The organism is Streptantibioticus silvisoli (assembly GCF_027947535.2).
In the GTDB taxonomy this organism is placed as follows: Bacteria; Actinomycetota; Actinomycetes; order Streptomycetales; family Streptomycetaceae; genus Streptantibioticus_C; species Streptantibioticus_C silvisoli.
Genome location: NZ_JAAGKO020000040.1, coordinates 17,255 through 40,870 on the forward strand (window position 1 = coordinate 17,255; position 23,616 = coordinate 40,870).

Consider the following 23,616-nt stretch of genomic DNA (forward strand, 5'->3'; position numbering starts at 1 on the left):
CCCTATCGCTTGTAGTTGGTGTAGGCGACGGGGCGGCGCATGCCCTTGCGGAGCATCGCCGTTTCGATGCTATCGACCAGTTGGTTCTCGGTGACGGCGTTGCCCGCCACGTTGATGGTGATGTAGGTGTTCCCGCCCGCGGCGGCGGCGGTTGATCCTGTGGCGGAGCTTGCCCCCAGGGGGCCGAGGCTGGCGGCCTGCCGGACCGACATGGCCATGCCCTGGGCGGCGATTGCGGCCTGTTTGCTGGATCGGTTAATGCCGACGGCCATGCCTTGTGCCGTGTAGTCGCCCAGTTCGGCCATGACCGTGGACGGCGACTTGATTCCCAGCGCCTTCTTGATCGCCCCTTGCATCGATTTGGCGATCTTGTCCATCTCCTTCTCGATCGCCGACTCTTGCGACTTCAGGCCCTTCACCAGGCCCTTCGCCGAGTTGATACCGGCCCCGTACATGGAGTTGGCCACCGAGGTGCCCACGGAGTTCGCCGAGGTCTGGAGGCTCTTCTGGTACTGGTTCATCTGGGCGACAGCCGACTGTGGCCCCGATGCGAGCGCGGCAACCGTGGCACCGGCCTGCGCCACACCGGCCTGGGCGTACTGCTGGATCAGGTTGCTCGACAACCCCTCTTTCTGGAGCTGCTGGAGCTGAACGGCGAAAGCTTGTGCCTGCTGGAACTGGGACCGCATGTTCGCGACCACGTCCGCGCTGGACAGGGTGGAGCCGTCAGCGGCGTCCGGTGCGATACCGGATAGGCCCTGCATGATGCTGCTGGCCACCGACGTCTTCTCCTTCGAGAAGTCCGTCTCCAGGCTGGCCAGATTCTTGTTCGCCGCTTTGAGCTTGGTGGCGATGGAGTCACGATGTTCGGCCAGCTTGGTGAGGGCCGCGTTCTCCTGGGAGACGTATCGGCGGATCCCGGTGTGCCCCTGAAAATCGGTGTACAGGTCAGTGGAGAGCCGTTTCGTGGTGGCCTTCACCGTGGCGGTACTGCCAGTGAGCCCCTGGACGAGGCCGTAGATGATCCACGCGCCGAAGCTGGCGAACTTCTTGCTCGGCGACGCGATGCCCAACTCGTCGGCGAAAGTCCCCATGACGGTGGTGGCCATGCCACGCATGGTCTGGGTCATCGTTCCGGTGGAGCCCTCGATCGACGAGTGCAGGCCGGCCACGATCTGCATGCCGATGTTCCGGCCGCCGATCTGAGGCGAACCCGAACCGGACAACGGGCCCTTCTTCGCCGGGCTCCACGGGAGGTGGTCCTTGATCTCCTTCGTGACGCTGGAGATTGCCCCCGTAACCGAACCGACAGCGGATTTGATGCCACTAACCAGACCGTTGATGACATTACGGCCGGCGGCAACCAGCCAGCTCGAAGCACCACCCAGAGCGTTGAGGATCGTGGATTTGATCAGCCCGATGCCGGTGGACGCCAGGCCCTTGAGGTCGGACCATACGCTTGAGAACGCGGACTTCACGTCCGCCCAAGCCTTCGACCAGTCTCCGTGGATGAGGTCGAGGCCCACCTGGATGATGCCCTTGACGATGTCGATGTACGTCTTCACGTAGGCGGCGATGAACGACCAGGCCGCCTTCAGCAGGTCGACAATGCCGTCCCAGGCCGGTTCGAAGATGCTGTGCCACAGCCACATGGCCGCGGCTCCCACATCCTGGAAGACGCCCTGAACGATGTCGCGGAAGGTCTTGCAGTGGTTGTAGGCGTAGATCAAACCCGCCACCAGCGCGGCGATGGCGAGGACGATCAGCATGATCGGGTTGGCGTCCATCGCCGCATCCAGAAGCCATTGAGCCGCTGCCATCGCCTTCTCGGCGATGGCCGAGGCCAGCGCAGCCGTCTTCTCGATGACGAACGCGCCGGCCTGTCGGGCGGCGGCGATCGTTGCGGTCAGTGCTTTACGCGAGAAGTCCAGTGCCGCCAGGGCGGCCGTCTTCAAGGCGCCGCCGACACCCTTCACTGCGGAGACGAGACCACTCCACGCGCTGGCGGCGCCAGCCTTCGCAGCCGAACCGATCTTGCTGCCTAGCGTCGCGGCGTTCCCCGCAGCCGTAGAGAAGGCGCTGCCGACGGACGAGGCTGCTTTGCTCACGCCAGAGGCGGCCTTCGACGCCCCGGAAGTGATCCCGGACCAAGCTGTGCTGAAGCCGCGGCTGATAGCGCTTGCCGACTTGGAACCGGCGCTCTTGACTCCGTCCCAGGCGTACATGCCCTTCAGGCGCAGCGTTTCGAAGGCGCTCTGAGCCGAAGACAGCCCAGAGGAAGCGCCGGACCCGATCTTCGACCAGGGCACGTTCCCGATGGCCTTGCCGATCCCGGCGATGCCCTTGATCAGCGGTGTTAGGGCACCGGATATGAACTTGACGACCGATCCGAGCAGCACCGAGCCGATGACGCCGGCCAGCGCCTCGGCCGCCGTCTTGTGCTGCATGAAGAAGCTGATCGACGACTGGATGGCCGGTATCAACTTCGAGCCGATGGTGATGAGGACGACGTCAAGCTGCTGCTTGAGCTTCCCCATCTGCACGTTGAACAACTGGCTCGTCGACTTCCAGCCCTCGACGCTGCTGCTGGCGTCGCCGTATGACTTCGCCACCTTCGCGACGTTGTCGCTCGTGCCCTTGGCGCTCTTCCCGGTCGTCAACAGCGCTGTCTGTAGGCCCGACTGCCCCCCAGTGGCCTTCGACAGCAGGTCGGCGAAGGTGGCGAGCGAGCCGTTGCCAGACTTCACGCCGTCGGAGAAGCCCTTCGACTTTGTGACCAACTCCATGAACTGTGAGCCCATGGCGTAGCCGTCCGCGCCGAGGCCCTTGAACGTCTGCCTGAAGTCTGAGGCCGACATCTTGCCGTTCTCGAACGCCTGCGCCGCCGACCTCAATCCGCTCGGCATCTTCCCGAGCATCGCCTGAAGCGATTGCGCGGCCTGCGCGGACTGCTTGAACACCCCGGCCGCGTACAGGCCGGACGGGCCCATCTTCGACTGGATCGCGTTGACAATCGTGTTCAGCGTTCCGGACAGCCCCTGCGTGCCGAGATCCTTCGACACCTGCTGCGTGGTCAGGCCCAACTGGTTCAGAGTGGAGACGGCGACCGAGTTCGGCTTTTGCAGGCCGCGCAGAGTACCCGACATGAGTTGTGCGGCGTGCTGGGCCGTCTCCCCGTGCTGCGTCATCGTCGCGAGCGTTCCGGCGACGTCAGCGAACGACACCTTCGCCGCGTAGGCGGCTGGCAGGACCGTCGGGAGTGCGGTGGCAAACTCGGCGAACGTGGCCTTCGACTCGCCGGCAGCGGTCTTGAGCGCGTTCATGACCTGCACCGACTTCGATGCAGGCAGGTTGTAATTCTTCATGACGGTCGTCATCGCGGAGACGACATCGTTGAGCGGGGCGCCCTCCTCGCGGGCGCCTTCCGCGGCAGTACGGACGACGTCGAGGCCGCCCTTGGCGAAGCTGAACCCGGCCTTCTCCGCTTGGTACATGCCGTCGGTGAGCTGCTGCCACGGGGTGCCCGTGGCGGAGGCGATCGACAGGATCCCGCTGCGAACTGCGGCGAGGTTCTTCTTCTGCTCGCCCGCCGCGGTGACGAGGACGTTCGTCTGCTGCTGGAAGTCGCCCGCCATCTTCACCGCGGCGACAGCGACACCGGCGCCCGCGAGCGTCGTCGCCTTACCGATCTTCGTAATCAGGCCACTGACGCCACCCATTTTGGCCGTGAACGACTCACCGGACTCTGCAGCGTCCGCCATACCGCGGGTGAACGGAGCGGTCTCGGCGCGCAGGACCGTGTAGAGGTCGGCGACTTCAGCCATGTCGGTCTCCCCCTGCCCGTGGAGTCGTTACGGTGAGGCGGCATGAGAATCCAGGGGCCGATCGCCGTTGCCGTGTTTGCCGTGCTGACCATCTCTGGGTGCGGCAGTTCGGCTCCGAGCAAGACCGACCAGCTTTACGCGGTGGCGGTTCAGCAGGCTGATCCGGACGATTTCGGTGCGATACCTGTGGACAAGTTGGCGTCCACCTTGAGCGGTGAAGGGCCCGACATCTGCACCCGCCTCAAGAAGGGTGGCCTCGCGAATGCAGTCGCCTACGTGAAGTTGGGCTACTCGACGAAGGAAGCCGAGGCCTTGATCGGATCCGCCGTGCCGGCCTACTGCCCTGGCCAGAAGACCAAGTTGGGCGGCTAGAGCCGCGGCCAGCCCCCAGTGCGGAACGCGGCCTGGTACAGCTGCGGCGCTACGACCCTGGTGGCGAAGCTCAGGGCCGGTTTGAGGAACGGGTAGGTAGCTCCGTTGCGGAGCCCGGTCTCCAGGTATTTGCCGTACAGGTTCGCGGGGGTCTTCTTCTTCCCGTAGGGCGGGTTGAAGCCGACGGCGGTGCCAACCTTGGTTTCCCAACCTCCGCCCGTCCAGATGATCGGGCTGTGGGTCAGGGAGCGGCGGAGCGTCCCTGAGATGACCGCCGGGCCCGCCCCCGGGCGGGCAGGGGTAGGCGTGCCGTACTTGTGGGCGCCGGATGAAGCGTTGACCTTGGCCTGTCTTTCGACCGCCAGGGCCAGGCCGGTGAGCATGGTGTGAGCCCGCTTCTGCCCGTCGGCCGCGATCTCGGCGAAGAGGCGCGTGAACATCCCTGGGCGTAGCTCGGGCAAGGCGCTCACCTCGTTCGTTGTTGCCGTTCGGCTTTCCGGCGTTCGCGTTCCGACTCGCGTTCTTCGTGCTCGGCGATGATCCCGAGGAAGTCGAGGACGTAACGGCGGACGTATAGGGGCGTGGCCTGGAGCTGGTCCCAGGACCAGTGCATGCGGCTCATGAGGATGTAGTCGGCCCACTCGGCTGGCGCCTCGTTGGACGCCCATGTGCCGCCGATGATGGATTCGACGGGCAGGAGGACGTCCTCGTAGTACGGGGAGCCGGGGCCTACTGAGGGTCCGCGACCCGGCCGATCTCCTCGCTGATGCGGTTGAGGATGGCCATGGGCAGCCGGGCAACGTTCTCGGGGGTGACCTTGTCGAGGCGTACCTGGTCTGCGGCTTCGAGGGCGGCCATCTGGGCGTCGAGGTCGTCGGCGTCCAGGTCGATGGCGGGGGTTTCGCCGCTGGCGGATGCGTCGTACACGCGCCAGTCGACGATCAGCCCGGCCACCATCTTGTACACGGCCCGCTCGGCGTCTTTCTGGTCGACCGGCTCGCCGTCGGCGTCGACCGGTACGTCTTCGGGTGTGAGATCGTTCGGCGGCTGGAGCTTGGGGTTGCGCAGCAGCACGGACACCTTCTCGCCGAGTTCGGGGAAGGTGAGGAGCACGAAGCGGTTGTTGTAGCCGGACATGGGGTTCTCCTGTGGATCGAGGGCGTTGAGGGCGTGGACCCTGGCTGGGCAGCGACGCCCTCACGCGCCGCCCAGCCAGGGAGTTCATCAGTAGGCGGTCGTCACGAAGTTCTTCAGCACGGCCTGGATCGACCCGGAGTCGGTGGCGTTGAAGATGCCGTTGATCGTGAAGTCCGCGGTCACGTAGGCGCCGGACAGATCGGGCTTGCCTTTGGACCAGCCGGGCTGAGTGGTCGTGAGCGTCAGCAAGCAGCCGGCCGCATCGACACCGGCGCCGACGGGCTGGGTGAGCGTCATGCTGGTCGGGTTGTTCTGCAGGGCCTGCAGGTAGAGGTTGTAGTCCGTCTCGTTCTCGTAGATCGCCTTGTAGGTGATGTCGGCGTCGAGGACTGCGGAGAACACCTCGCGCGGCTGCTGGGTGCCGTTGGACCCGTGGATGGCTTCGGTGGCGCGCTTCAGGGACAGGTCGTAGGTCAGGCCGCGGGTCGATGTGGCACCGGCGTTGGTCATGGTGAACTGCCAGCCGAGGAGCGGGGCGGGCTCGGAGAACACCGGGGTGAGCGGCCCGTTCTGGATGGCGCCTATCCAGCCGGTGTACTTGGCGTCGATGGTGCAGATCGCCTTCGGGTCGACCTTGATGTCGACGTCAGACAGCATGCAGCCGGGGTAGCCCCAGATGTCGACGGTGTTCCACTCAGTGATGGACCAGGTGGGCTTCGCTGTGGTCGGGGACTGCTTGAAGGTGTGGGTGGTCTGGCTGACTACGGTGGCAGCCGATGCATGGGCGTAGGTGAGGCCGCTCGCCGGGGTGGTGATGGGGATGGTGTACGGGCCGGAGCCGCTCGGGGTGCCGGTGATGGCGTACTCTGCCTTGCCACCCGTGTCGATCATGATGGTGGAAGCGGCCGGGATCGACGTCGGGACGCTGATCGACGTTGCGCCCGCGGTCGTTGCCGACGAGAGGGTCGTGGAGACGCCCGCCGTTACGGTGTCCGGGCCGATGATCCGCAGGGCGTAGCCGATGGAGTCCGGGTAGGCCGCGAACTCCAGGTCGACGGCCGACTGGCCCGCGCCCTGGTAGAGGCCCTGCAGGTTCGAGTCGTTGTTCCGGTACGACAGGTCTTGCAGCTGGTCGTAGTCGATCTCGGCGTCGCCCTTGGTGACGGGCAGGTAGTAGGTGGGCGTGGCCCACGTTCCCTGGGTGGTCTCCTTGGCGATGCCGACGTATCCGAGCCGTCCGAGCTGGGTCACTGCGGCTCACCTCCTTCGGTGTCCGCGGCGTTCCGCTTGCTTGGCTTGGGGTCCGGCATGGGGGCTCTGGTTGGGGGTTCGTCGTCGATGGCGCTCCAGCCGTCCAGGAGGACAGAGTGGTCGAGGGTTCCGCCGACCTCGATCCGTTGGGGCGTGTCGCCCGCTACGGTCCAGGCCGAGCCGGTGGTGTTGCGCTGGCGCACAGCGGGCTCCTGCAAGCGTGGTGAGGTCGCGACCGGGCGGGCGCGAGAAAGAAGGGTCAGGATGTGTAGTCCTGGTCGTCGCCCTGGTAGGTGATGCGGGCTGTCAGGTCGGCCCGGGGCTGGAGGGTGATGTCCGGGTCGTCGAACTGGACGTCGATGTCCATGGGGTTCTCGGCGACGCTGAGGAATCGAGCCCCGTGGGTCTTGTCGCCGAACAGGCCGTTGACTCGTTGGAGAATGAGGTCGACGGCTTCGTCGAGGTCTGACTGGACGGATTCGGCTTGCCCGGTCCCTGACGATTGGGGCCAGGTGATGCGCAGGCTGAACGTGTGGTGGTTGATTTTGCGGTTGAAGCCGAATCGTTCGACGTGGATGCCGCTGCGCAGGACGAACAAGCAAGCGCGGCGTGCAGGCGGTGTGCGCGGTAGATACGCCTGAACGACGTCGAACGGTCCTCCGGACGTCCGCAGGAGGGCGGGGAGTCCGTCGGTGGGGTCGTAGGCGGCCAGCCATGCCGCTTCTCGGGCGACAGCGTCAGCGGTCGACATTTCACCCCCGCTGGTAGTTGGCGAGGATCTTCTCCGCCCGATCTGAGAGAGCGCCGGGGTCGTGGCCGAACTGGGCTCCGGCTGGGTCGATCTCGGCGAGGGCGTTCACAGCTGCGACGAGTTTGCAGGCTCGCACCAGATCGGCGGGGATGGTCTTGTAACCGCCGTCGTAGGTGATGCGGATGTTCGTGCCGATCGGCAGGTAAAGGCCCAGTTGGAAGAAGACGTGGCCAGTGTCCGAGTCGGTGGAGAGAAGCTGTCCTGCGGTCACGGTCTCGGTGCCGCCGTAGGAGCGGACCAAGCTGACGTTGAGGTTGTCGTAGGACCACAGATCGGCGTATCGAGGTGCCGTCTCGTTGAGCCAGACATGTCGAACCAGGGAACTGGCCCCCAGGGAGTCGGCGTAGGAACGGCCGAGCGTCCCCTGGATGTCCATGGGGAGGTTCGAAGAATCGGCATACTCGTCCGGGTCGATGCCCTCAGCCCGATGTGACTCGGGAAGTTGTGTGAACGGTGCGAGTCGCCGGCCGCAGGTACCTTCGCATTCCCTGGTGGCCTCGATCATGAGCTGGTCGAGGGCATCGGAGGAGTAGTCGCGCACCAGGTCCGCGAACTGGCCCTGCTGCATCTGGTCGGAGGTGGCCAGCGGTACGGGGGCATCGTCAGCCACGTGATCGCCCTTCTCGTCCCGCTGTCGTCAGGAGGTCGTGCGGCGGCGGCCGGGGGTCTTCTTCGCGGTGCTGTCGGTGGCGTCGTCGTCCTTCGGGTCGACTTCCGACATTTCGGCGTCCAGGGCGGGTTCGACGATCGCGCTCGGCGCCTCGCCGCCCCCGGACGGCTGTTTGTCAGCGGAGGAATCGCCCTGATCGTCAACGGTGAAGCCGCCATCGGGGATGGCGACGAGTTCCATGGCTTCGTCGTAGTCGACCTGGACGACGTCGCCGTCGCGCCCCCAGGTGTGGCCGTAGGAGTCGGATCCGGCGGTCTGTTTGCGGACGGGGACGGTGGGCATGGCGGCTCCTGCTGTTCGGATTGACGGTGGGGGCCGGGGCGGCGACCGATACGGCGCCGCCCCGGTGGGGTCAGACGCTGACGCCGACGCGGGCGAGACGGCCCGTGAACCGCGGCGCACGGACCGCGAGAGTGGTGTCGGAGATGACCGCGTAGGGCAGCGTGTCGGGCGACGCGGTCGTCGGGTACACGTCGAGCGGTTCGGCCTCGCGCACGTAGGGGCGGACGACGTTGTTGCGGTCACGGCTGATCAGGTAGATGTTCTCCTGGCCGGTCGACGGCGGCAGCAGGTTCGCGTTGGTCCCGTAGTACTGGACGGGCAGCGTCGCGGGAACAGTCGAGCTGTTCTGCGGGACGAGCGCGGTGCCGGTGTCCACGATCGACGTGGTGAGGATCGGGGTGACGCCGTCGGCGGCGAGGCCCACGGTGCCATCCACGTAGCCGAGGAACGTCTCGGTGCCCGTCGCTCCACCGGCCAAGGTCCGGTAGACCTTGTACAGCTGCGGCTGAAGTCCGTCGAGACCGGCGGGGCTGGAGAAGCTCAGGGTGATGGTGTTGGTGGAGGTGCCGGAGCCAGTGGCCTGGGAAACTTCGGCGGACGCCCCGATCTCACCCTGCCGTGCGACGACCGCGGAGATCACGTACTTGTAGGTCGACGACGCCGGCAGCGAACCACCCGTGGTGGCGGTCGCGGTGGCGACGGTGCCGACGGAGTAGCCGCGGGCCTGGAGGAACGAGGTCTTGACCAGGGGGATGTTGCGGTAGGTCGGCACGATGAGGCCGGCGGCGACCTCAACCGTGTCGACGTAGCGCTGGCTCGACTGCTGAAGCTGGGCGATCTTCGAGGCGGCGGTGTTCGACAGGACGATCTGCCAGGTGTCGTCGAACACGGGCATGGCCGCGTTGGTTTCGACCATGTCGATCAGCTCGTCGAGCATGGGCAGCGTCAGGCTGGCGCCGGCCTTGTCCTGGGCGTTCTGGAAGCCGCCGGTGAACGTGGCGATCTGGGTGTCGAGACCGTCGAACTGGGGCTGGGCGCCGGTCGCGGTGGAGGCGGCGTTGCCCCAGCACATGCCGGTCTCGATGTCCCAGTACAGGCCCCGAATGGAGCCCTCGATTTCCGTTTCTCGCAGATCCCCGATGACCTGGCGGGTGACCTGCTGCGCGTAGCCGGTGACGGCACCGACGACCTGGACGTGCTTCATGTCGAACTTCGCCTGCAGGTAAGCCGAGTTGGCGACCGGGCGGGCTCCACCGTCCGGCACGAAACCGCCGGCGGCGACGCTCGTGCGCTGGTTGAAGTAGTAGGTGTCGGCGGCCCACGGGACGGTCGGGATGGACCGCACGAGGGGGCTGTAGCGGCGCTGGTACTCCAGCAGAATCGGGTCGATGATCTTCGGGACGAGTGCACTGGCACCCGCGGCGTTGAGCGCTTCACGCAGCTCGGACATGCTGGCTCCTTGGGAGCGATAGCCCGCAGGACGGGCATGGCGAAGGCCCCGTCACAGGGGTGGCGGGGCCTGGGGGTTGGGGACCATCGCTGCCGTTCGGCACCAGCCGTGCGAGCTGGCGGTCAGGTGAATCCGAGGGGTCGAGTCAGCCGCGGAAGCGATCCTGGAGGACGTGCTGACGCAGGGCCGGGCCGAAGAACCGGGCGCGCTCGTCCGGGGTGTACTGGTGCAGCGGCTTGTCCGGCCACTCGGCGGGGGCGCCGTGAGAGTTCAGGCCCGGTTCGTGCGCGGTGGTGGTCTCGGTGACCGGCTGGACGTAGCCCTTTCGGGACGGCGGCCCCTGCCGTTCGACGGTCTCCTGCACGGCCCCGGGCAGTGCCGCCTTGACCCCTTCGGCCACGAGACGGGCGATCATCTGCTCCTGCGTCTCCTCAACCACCGGAGCGACGGCCGGGGCGGACTCGACAGCCGGTGCCACCGGTGCGGGCGCCGCCTCGGCCGGCTTGGGTGCCATGGCGGTGACGAAGCCCGCGAGGGCATCGCTCAGCTTGTCGATCTTCGCCCCGAGGGCGTTGATGCCGTTGTCGGTTCCCGGGGTGTCGGCCGCCGGGGTGGGGGTGGACTCCGCCATGGCGGGCTCCTTCTCCTGGGTGGGGTCGGCGGCCGGCGTGTCCGGTGCCGAAGTCTGGGTGACGCCGTCTACGAGAGCGGGGGCGATCTCGCCGCTCGCCTCTTCGAGGGTGGCCGTCGGAAGGCTGATGCTCTCGTCGGCGTCGGGACTCACGGACTTGCATATGTCGCAGCCGCATCCGCAAGGGCAGCCGTCGGCGACGGCCATCGGATGGGGGACGGCGCATCCGCAGCCGCACGAGCAAGCCGATCCGGGGGTGGTGGCCACGGTGTCCTCGTCGCTGTCGGTGTCTTCGCCGGGAGCACCGGGCAGGTCGATGTCGGCGTCCATGTCCGGGTCCAAGGCCATCAGAGCATCGCAGGCGCCGCCCATTGCTGCCCGGCCGACGATGCCGAGGTCGTGCGGGTCAAGGACCGCGGAGGAGACGGTGACCGTGGTCGGCCCGTTGGTCAGCGACAGGTACATGGCGCCCGACGGGCTGTCCATGTCCCAGCACTCGGCCAGGGACTCGGTGACGACGGTCGCTGGGTCAATCAGCCAGCCTTCGGCTGTCGCCACGGTGACGCCGAAGCCCTTAAGGGCTTTGACGATGCGCTGTTTGACCCGCTTGAGCTGAGCCGAGGTGTACTGGGCGGCGTTGTCCGACTTCGAGATGAACGCCCAAGCGGCCTTGGCGTGAGCCTTCGTATCGATCTGGTAGCGCTGCTTCTTGTCCTTCAGATAGCCCGGGTCGGCGTAGGGACCGCCCTCGCCCTTCAAACCGGAGTCACGCTTGGACATCGGCGGGGTGACGGCCTCAACAAGAGCGACCGAAGCCTCGGGGGCTGCTTCGACGATCGGCATGCGTTCGCTTCCGTCCGACTCGCGTGGCTGGGTGCCGGCGGCGTTGACCGAGGCGATACCGGCGCCGTCCACGCCCGGCTTGCGGGTGTAGTCGAGGCCGTCGAGTTCCAAGTCTTCAGCGGTCTCGACAGTGCGTCCCTCGTGCTGAATGCGGCGTACAGGACCGACCCAGGCGCCGCGGATGCTCACGCCGCGCAGGACCGGGTCAGGGCCGGAGATCAGGCCGTGGATATCGCGGCCGTGACTCGTGTCGACGATGTTCGCCTCGTAGGTGGCGGACCCGTCGGCCTCATGGTTGAGGCCGGTGATACGCCCAACAATTCGGGTGGAATCGTCACCGGCATCGTGGTGGGTGAGGGTCGTCAACGGCATGCTGCCGTCGGCAATGCGCTGCTGGCCGCGGGCAACCATGCGGCCGATGGCGTCGGCCGTGTAGAGGCGGCCGTTCTTCGATACACCGGGCCGGATCGCGGTCCCGGTCACGGTGGCGATCGTGGCCATCAGTGGCGTTGTCCTTTCGTGCCGCGGTGAAGAAGGTCAGTGACGAGCCGAGCGACGGCTTCACGGACTTTCGGACTGTGGGCGATGGCTGTGGCAAGGCGTTCGTCAAACGAGGTCTCTTCGTCGAGGGCTTCGACTCGTTCGCGCCGCTTCGGGATGTCGTACACCGGCGTCACCGGCCGACCAGGCATATCGAGGCGCCGGGAAAGACGGGATTGGTGCCCCCAATAGTCCAGGTAACGCGCGCCCACCGTGGAAGCACCATCGCCGCGGCAGACGGCATGTGCAGACCAGCGCATGCGGAGACCCGGCCGGGACCGGCGGTCAGTTCGGTCGCGGCCAAGACGCTGGGAAACCAGTTGCCGTCAGGGTCTCGAACATCGAGCCCGACAGTGAGGGTCGGACTCGTCCCAGTCGACGTGCCGGTGATGGAGACCGACAGCCACACGTCGGTGACCGACATCAGGTCGATGTTCGTGCTGGCGCCTGTCACGGTCAGGGTGGTGGGGCCAGCGGCTGACAGACGCCAAAGTTCGCGGGGTATCGGGTTGTACACCGCTCCTCCGATCAGGTTGTGAACCAGCCGGCGAAGCGGGTGAGGTTCATGTCGGCGGCCAGGACGCACCGGCACAGTGGATGCGCAGGCGCCTGAGGTACGGAGTTGATCTGCCAGGGGCTGCCGGTCTCGTTGTCCTCGCAGGTGGGGCAAACGCGGCCGTCGCCGGCGGTGATCCAGTCGACGGCCTGGACGCCTTCGCTGGTATAGAGGGTGAGCGCACCCTGGTCGGCGCCGGTGGTGAGAGCCCAGTCGACGACGAAGGCGACGGCGTTCACGTCGGCGGTGTCGAGAAGCGTGCTGGCCGCGTCGAGCATGTCCTCGTAGGAACCGCCGTTAGCCGCTTGTTCGGCCAGGAGGCGACCAAGGTCTGTGGTCGCCCGGTCGAGAAGCCGGGCGAGCCAAGTGTCGGCTTCGGACCACAGTTCGTCGAGACGGGCGAGTTGCTGGTAGGCGTGGTCGAATGCGATGTCCCAGTCGAGCCCAATGCGGCCGACGCGTTCGGCGGCGATGGCGACGGCGTTGACGATCCCCTCGGCCCGTCCGGCGGCTAGCGCGTCGCGGATGGTTTGACGTAGCGCCGCCCATCCGGAGGTGGTAGCCAGGGAAACGAGGATGCCGCGTGCCGCGGCCAACGCTGCCGCCCTGATGGCAGCGGGATCGGGCGCGGCTTCGACGAGACCGAGTTGGGCGCGTAGGTGATGCAGTCCGTCGCGGAAGAGTCGAGGCCGGATGAGCTTTCGCCAGGCGGTGGTGACGGCCGCCGTGTACTGGTCGGTCAGCTTCTCCCGCCGCTGAAACAGCAGGGCCCACATGCCTTCCAGCTTGCCGAGATCCAGGGTGGCTTCGAGGATCTGCGGATCATCGGCCTGCTCGACCGCTATTCGGACCGCTTCGACGCAGGCGATACGGACCCGGCCAGTCATCGGGCCGCCTGACACGGCCCAACCGGCGGCAAACGCCTCCCGGGCCGCAAGTGCGATCGAGTGGGCACTCATAGACCGGGCCCCTTCGTCTCAGGCAATGTCCTTCGGCAGAAGAGCCGGAACGTCGCTGGCACGCAGGGGGTGACTCGGTAGCGTTCCAGGTTCAAGCGCTGTCTCGACTTCGGTCGTCGGAGCGTCTTCCTGGCCGGCCCCGTCACGGTCCTCGTTCATCGACTCCTCCGGGGAGGCGAGCGAGAGCCTCGCGGAGTCGCCGCCGGTACCGGTCCTGATGGCTTTCTTCCGGAGGTTCGCCTTGGGGCGTGTCCGCCTCGGGTTCCATCTGTTCGCCCCCGGGCGGCTGTTCGCCGGCTGCGACCGCGGGGGCGCCCTTGGCTGCAATGTTCGCCGCGGACATGCGGGCAATATCGCGCCACAGCACCAGGTTCTGCCGGTCGACGAGCGTGGGGTCGTCGCCACCGTCGACGGGGGGTTCGCCGATCTCGGCCCGGTAGCGGTTGAGGGTCCACGAGCCGTTGCGCAGGCGCTGATCGCGGATGTCCTCAATGGTGGCGGAGTCCCGCATGTCGATGTCGCGGAACTTCATGTGCCAGCCGGCGACACCGAAGCCCTGTCGGGCGATGTGGAAGTTGAGCTTTTCCAGGATCAACTCGGCGATGGGCTGGCAGGTGTTGACGCGGAACGTCTTGTCCTGGCTCTCACCGGTGCCACCGCCGAGGTTGCCGGATTCGATCACGGTCGCCTTTGACGGGGGCACGCCGTAGCAGGCAAGGATCTCGTCACGCTTCTGGTCCAGGAATGATTGCAGGTCGGCGACCTTGCCCTGGGACAGTTCGTTGACGGTACCGCCGCCCTTGGTGGTGATCGGCGCACCCAGGTTCCTGGGGCCGATGTTCCGTACCGCGTACTGGTTGAGCCACTTCGTCATCTCGCTGGGTGACATGCCCGCCGGGAAATCGACGTGAATCGTGGGCGGCTGGCCCTTGCGGAAGATCTCCTTGCCGTTGCTGGCCGCGAAAAGCCATGTGGTGATCGGCAAGAGAGCGGCTTGGGTCGGTGAAACGCCGAACACACCCGAGCGGGGCGCGTCGAGGGCTATGTGCACGACCTCACGCGGTTCGAATTGGGCGCGCTGCCCGAACTCGGTGGTCTGCACGTAGCCAGTGACCTGGCCGTGCTCGTCCGTGAGAGGGAATGTAGTGGGGCAGTCGAGGTTGTACAGGGCGACCGGTTGGTTCCCGACCCAGGTGATCTCGATGAACGCATCGCCGAACACCATGAGGTCGACGATGACGTTCCGGAGGAGTTGGCGGATGTCCTCAGTCGGGTTGCAGTAGGCCAGCAGCCGCTCCAGCGTCAAAACTTCCGCAGGCTTGTCGGGGGTTTCCTGATCGCCTTCGCCATCGTCGTTGTCCCAATCGGTGACGACACCGCCGGCGGTGATAGTGCGGGAGATCGCAGTGACCGATGCCCACGACCAAGGGCACGACAGGTACGCCTCGTACAACTCGGTCATCATCGACGACCGGTCCGTCTGGGTCGAGGCACCCATGCCCTGCCGGTACTCGGTCAGACCGCCCGGGGGAACCCCGTACTCGTAGCCGGTCCGCTCGGGCAGCTTCGCCGGCCCCGGGGTGGCCGCCTCGGTGATCGGGAATGGGTCGCGGTCTCCGAGGAGACGGTTGAGGAGGTTGGAGCCCCAGCCCACGGCAGCCCCCTCTTCGGTTAGACGAACGGTGAGCGGGCGGTGCTACCGCGGTTGGGCTGTTCGACGTCGTCCGCCGGCGTGTTCAGCCGTTCCGGTTTCCGCTGGGCGACGCCGGGGGCGAGCGCTTCGAGGAGCCGGGCTACTTCATGGTTCTGATCGTCGGCCAGGAGCGGGAACTGGGGGCCGGCGCCGAGGTTGATCGCGAGATAACGCAGGGCGTCCATCGCGTGGTCGGAGCCGGTGGTGTCGGCGTCTTCAGGGTCGCCCGTGGTCGCGTGGGGCAGTGCCGGCAGTTCCCGCAGGAGGTTCGCGCACGTCGTGAAGAAGTGGGTCATCGGGCAGGTTGCCCAGCCGAGAGCACGGTGGTGTGGGCAGGCGGGTGCCTCCTTGAGCAGGGAGTGGACGCGCTGCCAGCCCGGGACGCGTCCGCCCTTGCCGGCTGGGGTGAGGGTGACGCCGTGCTCGGCGTAGACGGTCGCGATGGGCTTCGCATCGCCCCGGGTCGCCCACATGGCGTCGTCAGCCCAGCGGGCCGCCACGCTCTCCCCCTCGGTTTCGGCGGCGAGGATCCGGGCGGCTTGGTCAGCCTCTCCGACCTGGGTGCGGTAGATCTCCCGGTAGATCCACAGGCGTCCGTCCTCGTCGACCGCGCCCCACAGGACACACCATGGGGCTGTGTAGCCCCAGTCGATGCCGTTGTAGCGGGTCCATGTGGCGGGGAGGTTGATGGGCTGGAGGACGTGCCGGTCCCAGGAGAACTCGGTGAACATTTGACCCATGAAGGCGTCCCACGACCCTTCGAGGAAGGCTTTCCGCATCTGCTCGGGGAGCGCTTTGAGGTCGGCGGCGTACTCAGGGTTGACGTGCGGATTGTCCGTCAATCGGGACGGAATGAACCGGACTGTTCGGCCGCGTTCATCGACTACGACCTTCTCGCCGTAGTTGGTGGCGTCCACGTACCGGGCCTTTGCCGTGCCGTGGCCGGGGCCGCCCGGGTTCGTGCCGGAGCGGATACCGATGACGGGGATGTCGGCACGACCGGACCGCAGTCGGCTTTCGAGGAACGCACACACGTCGGGCGGGGTCAGGTTCCTTTCGTCGAACAGCAGCAGCTGGTACTGGCCGCCCTGCCGCCTTGTCGCGTCCTTGACCGACTCGGCGTAGCGGAACATCAACAGCGATCCGTTGTTGAAGCGCAACTCGTACTCTGTGCCGTTCCACGAGGCGCCGACGGCGCCCGCGTATCCAACCTGAGCCAACTCCGCGAGCAGGCTCTCCTTCAACTCACCGTAAGTACGACGGAAGGCTCCAACTCGGAGGCCCGGGTGGCGGACGCACTGTCGGATCCCCTCCATGACAAGGGCCTTGCTCTTGCCGCCGCCGGCCGCACCGCCGTACAACACGTCGTACTCGGCCGCCTCATGGAACTCCCGCTGCTTCGGCGTCGGCGTGTAGCCGAGGATCGCGAAGGCATCGAGATTCCGCATTCGGGCGCCCTCGCGACGCTGAAGCTCAGCTTGGAGGAGTTGAAGTTCCTCCATCTTCTGGATCTTCAGTGCCAAGATCGGCGAGTTGTCGACGGGCGTCCGCGAGGGCCTTGTCGAGGGCTTCAAGGGTGAACGCCCCCTCGATCTTCGTCGCCGCCTCAGTTCCGCGTAGCTTCGCGACCTGGCCGCTGATCTTCAGGATGCGGTCGATCGCCGCGTACTTGGGGCCCGGGTCGCGCATCGGTTCCCCGCTGATCGGATGCGCAATGGTCTTGCCTCCCTGGCTGACCAGGTAGTAGTCCTCACGCAGTAGCTCATGGGCGACTTCGGCGAGACCGTCGAGTTCGAGAAGCTGCTCCTCGCGGTAGATCTCGACGGTCTCGTGCTCTGCCGCTTTGGCCTCTGCCAAGGTGCGGTAGAAGTCCTTTCGGGCCTCAGACTCGCTGTTGTAGCCGATCTCCTTGTAGAACTCCCTGTACGGGACCTTCTTGCGTCGGTTGTCGACCAACTGCCTTCGACGTTCGGCCAGCCGTATCTGCTCGGCTCGGGAGACGGTCACGGCGTACCTCCTAGGGGATGTTGGCGCCCCGGGTGGCACCGCTCATCAGTGGAGGGCGTGGATCATCGTCGGGAGGACGAACGCGGCGAGTCCGGCGTAGGCGAGCCGGTCCCGGTACGGCACGGTGTCCGGGAGGAGTGCGGCCAGGGCCAGGAGCATGAACGCGATGGTGTAGCAGATGGCGTCGAGCATGGTCACACCTGCTGGGTGGCACCGGGGGTGGCGGCCTTGGTGGGCTGCTGCTGGGCGTTGAGGGCGTTGGCCACGTCCTGGGCGAGCTGCTGGCCGTCGATTTTGAGGGTTGCGACGACTCCGGTCCGGTCGGTGAGGATCTGCTCGCGGAGGCCGTCGAACATGGGCTTGAGGTCGGCTTCGAGTGCGGTCGCGAGGGCATGGGCTTCGTCCTCGCCAATGTGGAGGGCGCGGATGAGGGCGTCCTTGATCTGGGCGAACATGGGGTCTCCTCGTGGGGGCCCGCTGTCCGGCTGGGCGGTGAAGTCGGCCGGACAGCGGGGGTCAGGTCAGGCTCCCGTCGATTCTGCGGTTGCGCACAGCTGGACGCGTTCGGCGGAAAGGAAGTTTGCGTGTCGGACGGAGTACACGGTCTGGTTGTCGGTGTCCTTGAAGACCATGCAGGCGTCGTCGTGCTGGAAGTAGGCGGCCGTGACGGTCTTGGTGATGATGCCGCAGCCGGGTTCCTCAACGCGGACCTTGAAGGTGTGACTGCTGGGCGTGCCCATGGTTTTCTCCTGATGGTTGTGGTGTTGGTCGAGCAATCCGCCGCCGGTGTGGCGGAAGTTTGTTCGGAACGGTTTCCGGGACCTCGCCGAACAACTTCAGTCGGCGACGAATACCGCGGTGCGGTTGGCGCGGCAGGTGTCGCCGAGGCGCCACCAGCGGGTGACTCCGGCGAGTGCGGGCTGTCCGCAGCGGGAGCAGTGGCCGGGCCGGGGCTGCCAGTCGCCCGGCTGGAACGGGGCGTCGAGCGCCCGCCACTCGTCGCAGGTGCGGGCGGTCACACGAGTTCCCGACCGTCAAGACTTGCGTGGACGATCAGCCAGCCCATCGACCCGTCGTCCTGCTTCACCGGCTTCACGGTTGGCCCGCAAAGGCAGTTGGGTTCTTCGGTCGACGTGTCGTGTTCGATCAGGTCGTCGATCGGGCGGACGTGCAGCGTGTGCGTGTTCATCCGATGCCGTCACCGTCGGCGAGGTGCGTGAACCGTAGGCCGGGCCCGGCGAGGTTCGGCGTCACGTTCCGCACCAGGAACGACTGCGACGTGCGATTGTTCTTGCGCACGCAGCCGAGGTAGAGGGCCATCTGCCGTCCGGGGGCTTGCGTCTGCGTGTACGAGTGGCGGCCGACGAGTGCGCAGCTCCGGTAGGTGACGAGCCCGGGGTTGATGTACTCGTGGGCGATCAGGTTCTGGCTCCACGGCTGGAAGCCGAGGGCGGTGTCGTCACACCCGTCGAACAGGATCTGCGAGCCGGACCAGGCGCTGTTGATGACCTGGTGCGTCGCGTTCCGCAGTTCAAAGCGGACATCCCTGACTGCGAGCTTCTGCACGCTGTCGGCATGCGTGCCGGCGCCGAGCTGGATGAACCGGGACTGGCCGCCGTCCGGCCGGGTTCCTTCGAGAATCCACGAGCCGCCGCAGATGGCGATGCTGCCGCCCTTGTCGAAGCGGAGAGCGGTGCCGTACTGGTACTCGATCTTGCAGTCGCGGAGGGCGAAGTTGAGGAACTGGTCCTGCGCCGGGTAGCCGGACTTGCCGGACCACAGCCAGGCGTTCTCGTAGGACCCGGTGACCGCGCACCGGTCGAAGACCCATTCGGAGTTGCAGTTCGAGTTGGTCGGACCGTCGAGGACGATCCCGTTGCCCCAGGTGCCGCGCCATTCGCAGCGGATGAAGTTCCAGTCCTGTGCCCCGCCGATGTCGGAGCAGTTGGAGTGGAGGAAGTCCGCGGCCTTGTTCGTGGAGCGGAAGGAGCAGTCGTGCCAGGTGACGCCCATCCAGCGGTCCGTGTTGACCAGGAGCGGCGCGGTACCGGTCATGACGATCTCGGACGACCGCTTGCCCAGCCCGCGCACCGTGAGGCCCTGGGCGCGTCCGGACACCGCGGGCATGATCGTGTCGGAGACCGTGTAGACGCCGGCCAGCAGGACCTCGACCGTGGACACCGGGACGGAACCGCCCGCATCCGTGGCCAGCCGCTTGCCGACATCGGCGAACAGCTTCCGGAACGCGGCCGTCCAGTCCGCGTCGCCGGCCTGGTGGTAGTCCTCGGGCCGGACCGTCCACGCGTTGAGCGGAGCCATCGTTCCCCCTGCCGTGTTGGGCCGTGTGCCCCTGTGGAGTGCTCTGTGTGTGGTCTCGCGGCCCGACCGGGGGTGGTTCGGGCCGCGAGACGGGCCCGTCCCCCGCAGGACGGGCATCCCTACCGGCCAGCATCCGCAATGGGCGGCCAGGGCAGGGAGATCAGGCGGCGACGTGGGAACGTTGCGCTGCGGTGCGGGTGGCGGCTTCGGCACGAAGCACGTCCATCGCCCGGTATCGGGGACGCCCGGTTCGGTTGATCGGCTTGAGCTTTCCGCGGCGCTTCCACTGGTAGATGACGTCGCAGGAGACTCCGGCTGCCTCGGCGGCTTCCTGAGTCGTCCAGTTGGTTGAGGCGAGGTCTCCGTATATGGCGGTCACGATCGCCTCCTCGTGGAACGCCGAAGGCCCCGCACTGTGGCGGGGCCTTCGGTAAACATGACTGTCCGTGCACAAATCTGACACGGCAAGATCGGGGTGTCAAGCTGCGACTTGTCCGGAGTGTCCGGCGGCCAGCGTCTTGGTGTGCTCGAAGTACTCGCCGGGGGTGAGGAGGAGTCCGCAGGTGGTGTTGCGGCATTCGATGTAGTCGTCGCCGTCGGCGCGGAACAGGGTGAGGAGTTCGCACCGGGGGCATGGGACGCGGTGGTGGTCGAGGCGTTCATCGCGGGCGGTGAACCGGGTGGCGGCCCGGTTCCACTGGTGGATTTGGGAGGCCGGGTTTGCGGAGAGCCGGTCGTGGGTTTCGCCGGCGGCGGGGTGGTATTCGAGGGCCCAGTCGAGGTGTGCAGCGAGGAAGGTCACGGACTGGGTAGCGACGACCCCTTCGCGCCGACCGATGGACCGCCCAGTGAGGCCGCGGAGTCCGCGGATGTCGGCTTCGAGTTCTATGAGGCCGCCGATGATGTGGTCGGTGATGAGCCGGGAGGCTTGGCCGGGCCATGCGGGGTGGGTTGGGCTGCGGCCGATGGTTCCGGTGGGGAGTCCGCGGGTGCCGTTGGTGGCTTCGAGCCAGATAGCGGCGAGGAGTTCGGGGAGTTGGGCGAGTTCGCGGTGGGCGCGTTCGGTGCAGCGGGTGCAGTGGAGGGGGTTGCCCCATGCGGGTTGGAGGTTGTGTGGTTGGCCGTCGGCTTCGGCTTGGCGCCAGGCGGTGTTGTGGCTACCGGGGCAGGCTGTCGGCACGGGGTCCTCCGGGTGTGCGGGTGCTGATCACATGGTGCACCCGCCGCCCGACAAGGCCCGGCAGCTACTCGGCGGCCGTCCAGCCGTAGCCCTCGGCGAGCAAGCGGATGGCGTCCTCGGCGAGGGTGTTGGCGTTAGGACTGTTCCAGCCGTTGAGTACGTTGACGCACTCCGCGAGCATCTTCCGGTCAGCGGCGACCCGGCGGAGCACGTCCGCCGGGTCGTTGGCAGCCATGTGGTCGGCGTATCGCCGCCAGTAGACGTTGGCGATCGTCCCTGAGTTGCGGGCGTCGCGGATCTCGCCGTCCATTTCCTCGGCGTCCCAGACCCCGCAAGCGCACTTGTCGTCTTTACACGCTGCCGCACGGGCGAGGGCTTCCCGCCGGGCGAACTCCGTCTCCAGCCACACCGCCAGGTCAGTCACCGCCGCTCCGTCCACTCCGCGTATCGCCTCTCCCACTGGTCAAGGGGCACGGCTTCCTGCCCGTCAGCGTCGTTGTCCCACACGATCCAGCAGTCCGCTACAGCGAACGCGGAGCGGACGGCGTCAAGTTCGCTGGCGAGGGTGACGGCATCTGCCATGCCCCATGTACCACCGTCGTACAGGAGGCGCCATACCCCGTACTCGGTGCCGTCCATCCAGCCTGCGAAGTATGCAGCCTCCGACACGTCCGACATGGCCCGCGCTAGCGCCTGCTGAACTGGATTCAGGTGGCCGTGTATCTCGACCCAGATGGACACCATGTCGTTCTCGCTCATGCTCGCAGTATGCGTCCGAAGCCCGACAACCCCCGGCGCTGCTGCGTCAACGGTTGCCATGCGTCACACTGGGCTCATGGCTGTGGTACTCGGCGTGCTGGCGGACAGTGAGCGGGAAGCCCTGGAGTGGGTGGACCGGCTCATCGCCCTGGGGTTCGAGGCGCACGGTCGGCCTATGCCCGCAGTAGCCGGGGAACACAGGTGGCTGGCCCGCGTCCGGCCCGCAGCGGAGACCGTCGAGGTGTAGCGCCAGCCGGTCAGCGCTTCCCGATCCGGGCGGCTGTGTTCAGGATGAGGCTGTGGGATGCCCGGGGCGGTAGGGCGACCGACCGTAGGGTGGCGAACTCGGCCTCGGCGGCTCGGGCCGCTTCAGGTGCCAGCCAGCACACCCCGACGCCGGTATCGACGTAGGCGGCTGGTTGGTCGTCCTCGTGCAGCAGGGTGACCGGGGCCGTCAGCCCCACCGGTTCGCCGCTGTTAAGGGGCAGCACCTGGATGGTGATGTGGGGCCGGTCGGCGAGTTCGGCGAGGTGCCGGAGCCGCTGAGCGTGCTCCGTCTGGTCGCCGACCATGCGGGTGAGCACGCTCTCGTCGAGCACTAGGCAGATCGGGTTACCGGCGTCGAGGATTCGGGCGCGGGCCGTCGGCTCAGCCTCGTCCGATGCCGGGTCGACGAGGAACAGTGCGGGCAGCAGGATCGGCGCGTAGTAGAAGAGGGCCGTGCTGGTCGCTTCCGACGGGCGCACCTCGTGCTGCGGGCGTGGCCGGTCACGAATGTGGGGGCCATCGTGATGATCGCACCGCGTGCATCACACACCATATCCGCAGCTTTCAGGTAGGCCGCGGTCGGCACTCGCCGCCCGACTTCTACCGAAGAGACCAGGTCCACGCTGTAGCCGATGCGCTGACCGTAGTCGTCCTGGCCGAGTCCGGCCCGGCGGCGCCATAGCCTGAGGATGGTGCCGGCGAGGCGTAGTACGGCGTCGGACTCCTCTGGCTTCCCGGTGCGGGTGCTCACGGTCTCAGCGTTGCTGGTGCTCGTATCCGCTGCAACTGGCGCTCGGCCGGTTGGACGAAGGCCAACGGGCCGAGCATGCACCTGCCCCCACCGGTCGTCGATGGGGGCTGGTGGTGCAGACGTGGTTGGTCGTCAGTCGGGGTGTACGGCGGCACGAGCAAGCTGTGCGGTTGCGGCGGCGTTCAGCGAGATGCGGGAGCAGTCACGAGCGAAGTCGCGGAACAGGATGCGGAAGGCGTCGGCGCGGATGGCTTCCAGTGACGGGTGCTGTGGGTCGCTGCTCCGCAGTCCCGGGAGGGTGGCGCCATACTCGTCGGCCCGGCGGGCACAGAAGGCCCGCACTTCGTCGAGCGCGGCGGACATGGCGCTGAGCGTCATCTCCACGCTGCCGGCATCCTCACGGCGGTCCTCGGCCGGGGTGGTGAGGTCGAGCGCCACCTCGAACTCCTCCTCGGCGACTCCGAGCGTCTCGGTGAAGGTTAGCGCCGCGTCCAGGCGTTCAGCCAGGGTCTTTCCGCGCGGCCGCCCCTGGCCCGTGCGGGCGGCGCTGGCGGCGATCACCTTGCTGGCCTTCCAGCGGGGGGACCGGCCGTCGTAGGCGTCGGCCTGGGGGGCGTAGCCCTTTGAGACGTAGGAGCGCCAGACCCTGCCCGGGTCGGGGCCGGTCAGGCCCCATTCCTCGGCGCAGCGTTCGGAGTTCCACAGTTCGGGTTCGGTGGTCATAGCGGTCTCCGGTTCAGGCGGTGACGCGGGTGGCGGCGGTCCGGGCGTCGTTCATGAGGGTGTTGATCAGGTCGGGGACGGCGGCGGCGAGGTCGAACTCGGGTGCGCGGTTGTCGGCGCGGTAGAGGCGGTGGCCGCATTCGGCGGTGAGGCGTTCACGGGCCTCGTTCCGGCCGTCCGCCTCATCGGCGGTGAGGGCGATGGCGTAGCGGATGTGGGCCTGGGCCCATTCGGCTGCGGCGCGGGCGTCGGCGCGGCCACTGAACCGGTCGCGGCTGCCGCCGGGCCGGTCGGCGGCGCGGCAGCCGCGTTCCGGGGTGAAGCGGGCGACGAGCTGTGCCACCTCGGCGGCTTGGGATGTGAAGTCGTTGGTCATGATGGTCTTCCTGGTTCGCATGGTGCCGATGGCGATGCGGCGGGCGAGGGAGGTCGCGTCCACGATCCACCGACCGGACGCCTTCGTCGCGGCGATGACGCCGCGTCGGCACCAGGTTCGGATGGTGGCGACGGTGACGTTGGCCTGGGTGGCGGCTGCGGTGGTGGTGTTCATCAGATCCCCTCAGATTCAATGCACCTATCTTTGCATCTTTG

Annotated in this window: 31 protein-coding genes and 1 pseudogene; 2 read left to right on the forward strand and 30 right to left on the reverse strand. The window is 67.1% G+C overall.

The annotated features are described in order from the left end of the window. Positions 1-2: 2 nt before the first annotated feature. Complete coding sequence (locus tag POF43_RS23820; RefSeq protein ID WP_271323120.1) at positions 3-3,824, reverse strand: phage tail tape measure protein; 3,822 nt, start codon at positions 3,822-3,824, stop codon at positions 3-5. Between the two features lie 42 nt (positions 3,825-3,866). Between POF43_RS23820 and POF43_RS23825 the strand changes: the two genes are divergently transcribed. Further along, on the forward strand, positions 3,867-4,196 hold the full coding sequence (locus POF43_RS23825; protein WP_271323119.1) for a DUF732 domain-containing protein: 330 nt from the start codon (positions 3,867-3,869) through the stop codon (positions 4,194-4,196). Here the strand turns inward: POF43_RS23825 and POF43_RS23830 are convergent. The 25 genes from POF43_RS23830 to POF43_RS23950 form a co-directional block, all read right to left on the reverse strand. Continuing rightward, positions 4,193-4,666, reverse strand: a complete 474-nt coding sequence (locus POF43_RS23830; protein WP_271323118.1) for a hypothetical protein — start codon at positions 4,664-4,666, stop codon at positions 4,193-4,195. The two genes, POF43_RS23825 and POF43_RS23830, sit on opposite strands and share 4 nt — an antisense overlap. Then, complete coding sequence (locus POF43_RS23835) at positions 4,663-4,818, reverse strand: hypothetical protein (protein ID WP_271323117.1); 156 nt, start codon at positions 4,816-4,818, stop codon at positions 4,663-4,665. Before POF43_RS23835 ends, POF43_RS23830 begins: the two co-directional genes overlap by 4 nt. Before the next feature lie 107 nt (positions 4,819-4,925). After that, on the reverse strand, positions 4,926-5,333 hold the full coding sequence (locus POF43_RS23840; protein ID WP_271323116.1) for a hypothetical protein: 408 nt from the start codon (positions 5,331-5,333) through the stop codon (positions 4,926-4,928). 87 nt (positions 5,334-5,420) lie between these two features. After that, positions 5,421-6,584, reverse strand: coding sequence for a phage tail tube protein (locus tag POF43_RS23845; RefSeq protein ID WP_271323115.1), 1,164 nt, complete (start codon positions 6,582-6,584; stop codon positions 5,421-5,423). Then, entirely contained in the window at positions 6,581-6,787 is a 207-nt protein-coding gene (locus POF43_RS23850) for a hypothetical protein (protein ID WP_271323114.1), read from the reverse strand. The genes POF43_RS23845 and POF43_RS23850 overlap by 4 nt, the downstream gene beginning before the upstream one ends. A 56-nt stretch (positions 6,788-6,843) precedes the next feature. Further along, entirely contained in the window at positions 6,844-7,335 is a 492-nt protein-coding gene (locus tag POF43_RS23855) for a hypothetical protein (protein WP_271323113.1), read from the reverse strand. A gap of 1 nt (position 7,336) precedes the next feature. Continuing rightward, positions 7,337-8,005, reverse strand: coding sequence for a hypothetical protein (locus POF43_RS23860; protein ID WP_271323112.1), 669 nt, complete (start codon positions 8,003-8,005; stop codon positions 7,337-7,339). Positions 8,006-8,032: 27 nt separating this feature from the next. Next, on the reverse strand, positions 8,033-8,347 hold the full coding sequence (locus tag POF43_RS23865) for a hypothetical protein (RefSeq protein ID WP_271323111.1): 315 nt from the start codon (positions 8,345-8,347) through the stop codon (positions 8,033-8,035). A gap of 70 nt (positions 8,348-8,417) precedes the next feature. Then, a complete protein-coding gene (locus POF43_RS23870) occupies positions 8,418-9,797 on the reverse strand; it encodes an SU10 major capsid protein (RefSeq protein WP_271323110.1) in 1,380 nt (459 codons plus the stop codon). A gap of 145 nt (positions 9,798-9,942) precedes the next feature. Further along, positions 9,943-11,772 (reverse strand): DUF6582 domain-containing protein, encoded by a 1,830-nt coding sequence (locus POF43_RS23875; protein ID WP_282704743.1) that lies wholly within the window; start codon positions 11,770-11,772, stop codon positions 9,943-9,945. A 172-nt stretch (positions 11,773-11,944) separates the two neighbouring features. Continuing rightward, positions 11,945-12,265 carry a hypothetical protein gene (locus tag POF43_RS23880; RefSeq protein ID WP_271322114.1) on the reverse strand — a complete coding sequence of 107 codons (321 nt, stop codon included), beginning with the start codon at positions 12,263-12,265 and terminating at the stop codon, positions 11,945-11,947. Between the two features lie 74 nt (positions 12,266-12,339). After that, positions 12,340-13,326: a hypothetical protein gene (locus tag POF43_RS23885; RefSeq protein ID WP_271322113.1), complete on the reverse strand. Its 987-nt coding sequence runs from the start codon at positions 13,324-13,326 to the stop codon at positions 12,340-12,342. 142 nt (positions 13,327-13,468) lie between these two features. Further along, positions 13,469-14,980 (reverse strand): phage portal protein, encoded by a 1,512-nt coding sequence (locus POF43_RS23890; RefSeq protein ID WP_271322112.1) that lies wholly within the window; start codon positions 14,978-14,980, stop codon positions 13,469-13,471. A gap of 17 nt (positions 14,981-14,997) precedes the next feature. Next, the gene (locus POF43_RS23895) at positions 14,998-16,542 is read right to left on the reverse strand and encodes a terminase large subunit domain-containing protein (RefSeq protein ID WP_271322111.1); all 1,545 of its coding nucleotides are present in this window, start codon (positions 16,540-16,542) and stop codon (positions 14,998-15,000) included. Then, positions 16,493-17,026 carry a hypothetical protein gene (locus POF43_RS23900; RefSeq protein ID WP_271322110.1) on the reverse strand — a complete coding sequence of 178 codons (534 nt, stop codon included), beginning with the start codon at positions 17,024-17,026 and terminating at the stop codon, positions 16,493-16,495. The genes POF43_RS23895 and POF43_RS23900 overlap by 50 nt, the downstream gene beginning before the upstream one ends. Before the next feature lie 45 nt (positions 17,027-17,071). Beyond that, positions 17,072-17,218 carry a hypothetical protein gene (locus POF43_RS23905; protein WP_271322109.1) on the reverse strand — a complete coding sequence of 49 codons (147 nt, stop codon included), beginning with the start codon at positions 17,216-17,218 and terminating at the stop codon, positions 17,072-17,074. A 2-nt stretch (positions 17,219-17,220) separates the two neighbouring features. Next, positions 17,221-17,481 (reverse strand): hypothetical protein, encoded by a 261-nt coding sequence (locus tag POF43_RS23910; RefSeq protein WP_271322108.1) that lies wholly within the window; start codon positions 17,479-17,481, stop codon positions 17,221-17,223. A 66-nt stretch (positions 17,482-17,547) separates the two neighbouring features. Then, entirely contained in the window at positions 17,548-17,766 is a 219-nt protein-coding gene (locus POF43_RS23915) for a hypothetical protein (protein WP_271322107.1), read from the reverse strand. 96 nt (positions 17,767-17,862) lie between these two features. Continuing rightward, positions 17,863-18,045: a hypothetical protein gene (locus tag POF43_RS23920; protein WP_271322106.1), complete on the reverse strand. Its 183-nt coding sequence runs from the start codon at positions 18,043-18,045 to the stop codon at positions 17,863-17,865. After that, positions 18,042-18,215, reverse strand: a complete 174-nt coding sequence (locus POF43_RS23925) for a hypothetical protein (RefSeq protein ID WP_271322105.1) — start codon at positions 18,213-18,215, stop codon at positions 18,042-18,044. The genes POF43_RS23920 and POF43_RS23925 overlap by 4 nt, the downstream gene beginning before the upstream one ends. Next, on the reverse strand, positions 18,212-19,345 hold the full coding sequence (locus tag POF43_RS23930) for a hypothetical protein (protein ID WP_271322104.1): 1,134 nt from the start codon (positions 19,343-19,345) through the stop codon (positions 18,212-18,214). Before POF43_RS23930 ends, POF43_RS23925 begins: the two co-directional genes overlap by 4 nt. A 160-nt stretch (positions 19,346-19,505) precedes the next feature. Further along, positions 19,506-19,724 carry a helix-turn-helix domain-containing protein gene (locus tag POF43_RS23935; RefSeq protein ID WP_271322103.1) on the reverse strand — a complete coding sequence of 73 codons (219 nt, stop codon included), beginning with the start codon at positions 19,722-19,724 and terminating at the stop codon, positions 19,506-19,508. A 99-nt stretch (positions 19,725-19,823) separates the two neighbouring features. Next, complete coding sequence (locus tag POF43_RS23940) at positions 19,824-20,525, reverse strand: hypothetical protein (RefSeq protein WP_271322102.1); 702 nt, start codon at positions 20,523-20,525, stop codon at positions 19,824-19,826. Between the two features lie 64 nt (positions 20,526-20,589). Then, positions 20,590-20,949: a DUF6221 family protein gene (locus POF43_RS23945; RefSeq protein ID WP_271322101.1), complete on the reverse strand. Its 360-nt coding sequence runs from the start codon at positions 20,947-20,949 to the stop codon at positions 20,590-20,592. Further along, the gene (locus POF43_RS23950; RefSeq protein ID WP_271322100.1) at positions 20,946-21,284 is read right to left on the reverse strand and encodes a hypothetical protein; all 339 of its coding nucleotides are present in this window, start codon (positions 21,282-21,284) and stop codon (positions 20,946-20,948) included. Before POF43_RS23950 ends, POF43_RS23945 begins: the two co-directional genes overlap by 4 nt. A gap of 76 nt (positions 21,285-21,360) precedes the next feature. On the opposite strand from POF43_RS23950, the gene POF43_RS23955 reads away from it, so the two are divergent. Beyond that, positions 21,361-21,531 carry a hypothetical protein gene (locus POF43_RS23955; protein ID WP_271322099.1) on the forward strand — a complete coding sequence of 57 codons (171 nt, stop codon included), beginning with the start codon at positions 21,361-21,363 and terminating at the stop codon, positions 21,529-21,531. Between the two features lie 10 nt (positions 21,532-21,541). Here the strand turns inward: POF43_RS23955 and POF43_RS23960 are convergent, their stop codons facing one another. From POF43_RS23960 to POF43_RS23970, 4 genes and pseudogenes are all read right to left on the reverse strand, one after another. Then, positions 21,542-22,030 (reverse strand): Scr1 family TA system antitoxin-like transcriptional regulator, encoded by a 489-nt coding sequence (locus POF43_RS23960; RefSeq protein WP_271322098.1) that lies wholly within the window; start codon positions 22,028-22,030, stop codon positions 21,542-21,544. A gap of 71 nt (positions 22,031-22,101) precedes the next feature. After that, positions 22,102-22,383 (reverse strand): annotated as a pseudogene (locus POF43_RS35200) (helix-turn-helix domain-containing protein); the annotation flags it as partial. Between the two features lie 51 nt (positions 22,384-22,434). Next, positions 22,435-23,025 (reverse strand): hypothetical protein, encoded by a 591-nt coding sequence (locus POF43_RS23965; RefSeq protein ID WP_271322097.1) that lies wholly within the window; start codon positions 23,023-23,025, stop codon positions 22,435-22,437. A gap of 13 nt (positions 23,026-23,038) precedes the next feature. Beyond that, positions 23,039-23,575: a hypothetical protein gene (locus POF43_RS23970; RefSeq protein ID WP_271322096.1), complete on the reverse strand. Its 537-nt coding sequence runs from the start codon at positions 23,573-23,575 to the stop codon at positions 23,039-23,041. Positions 23,576-23,616: the final 41 nt, after the last annotated feature.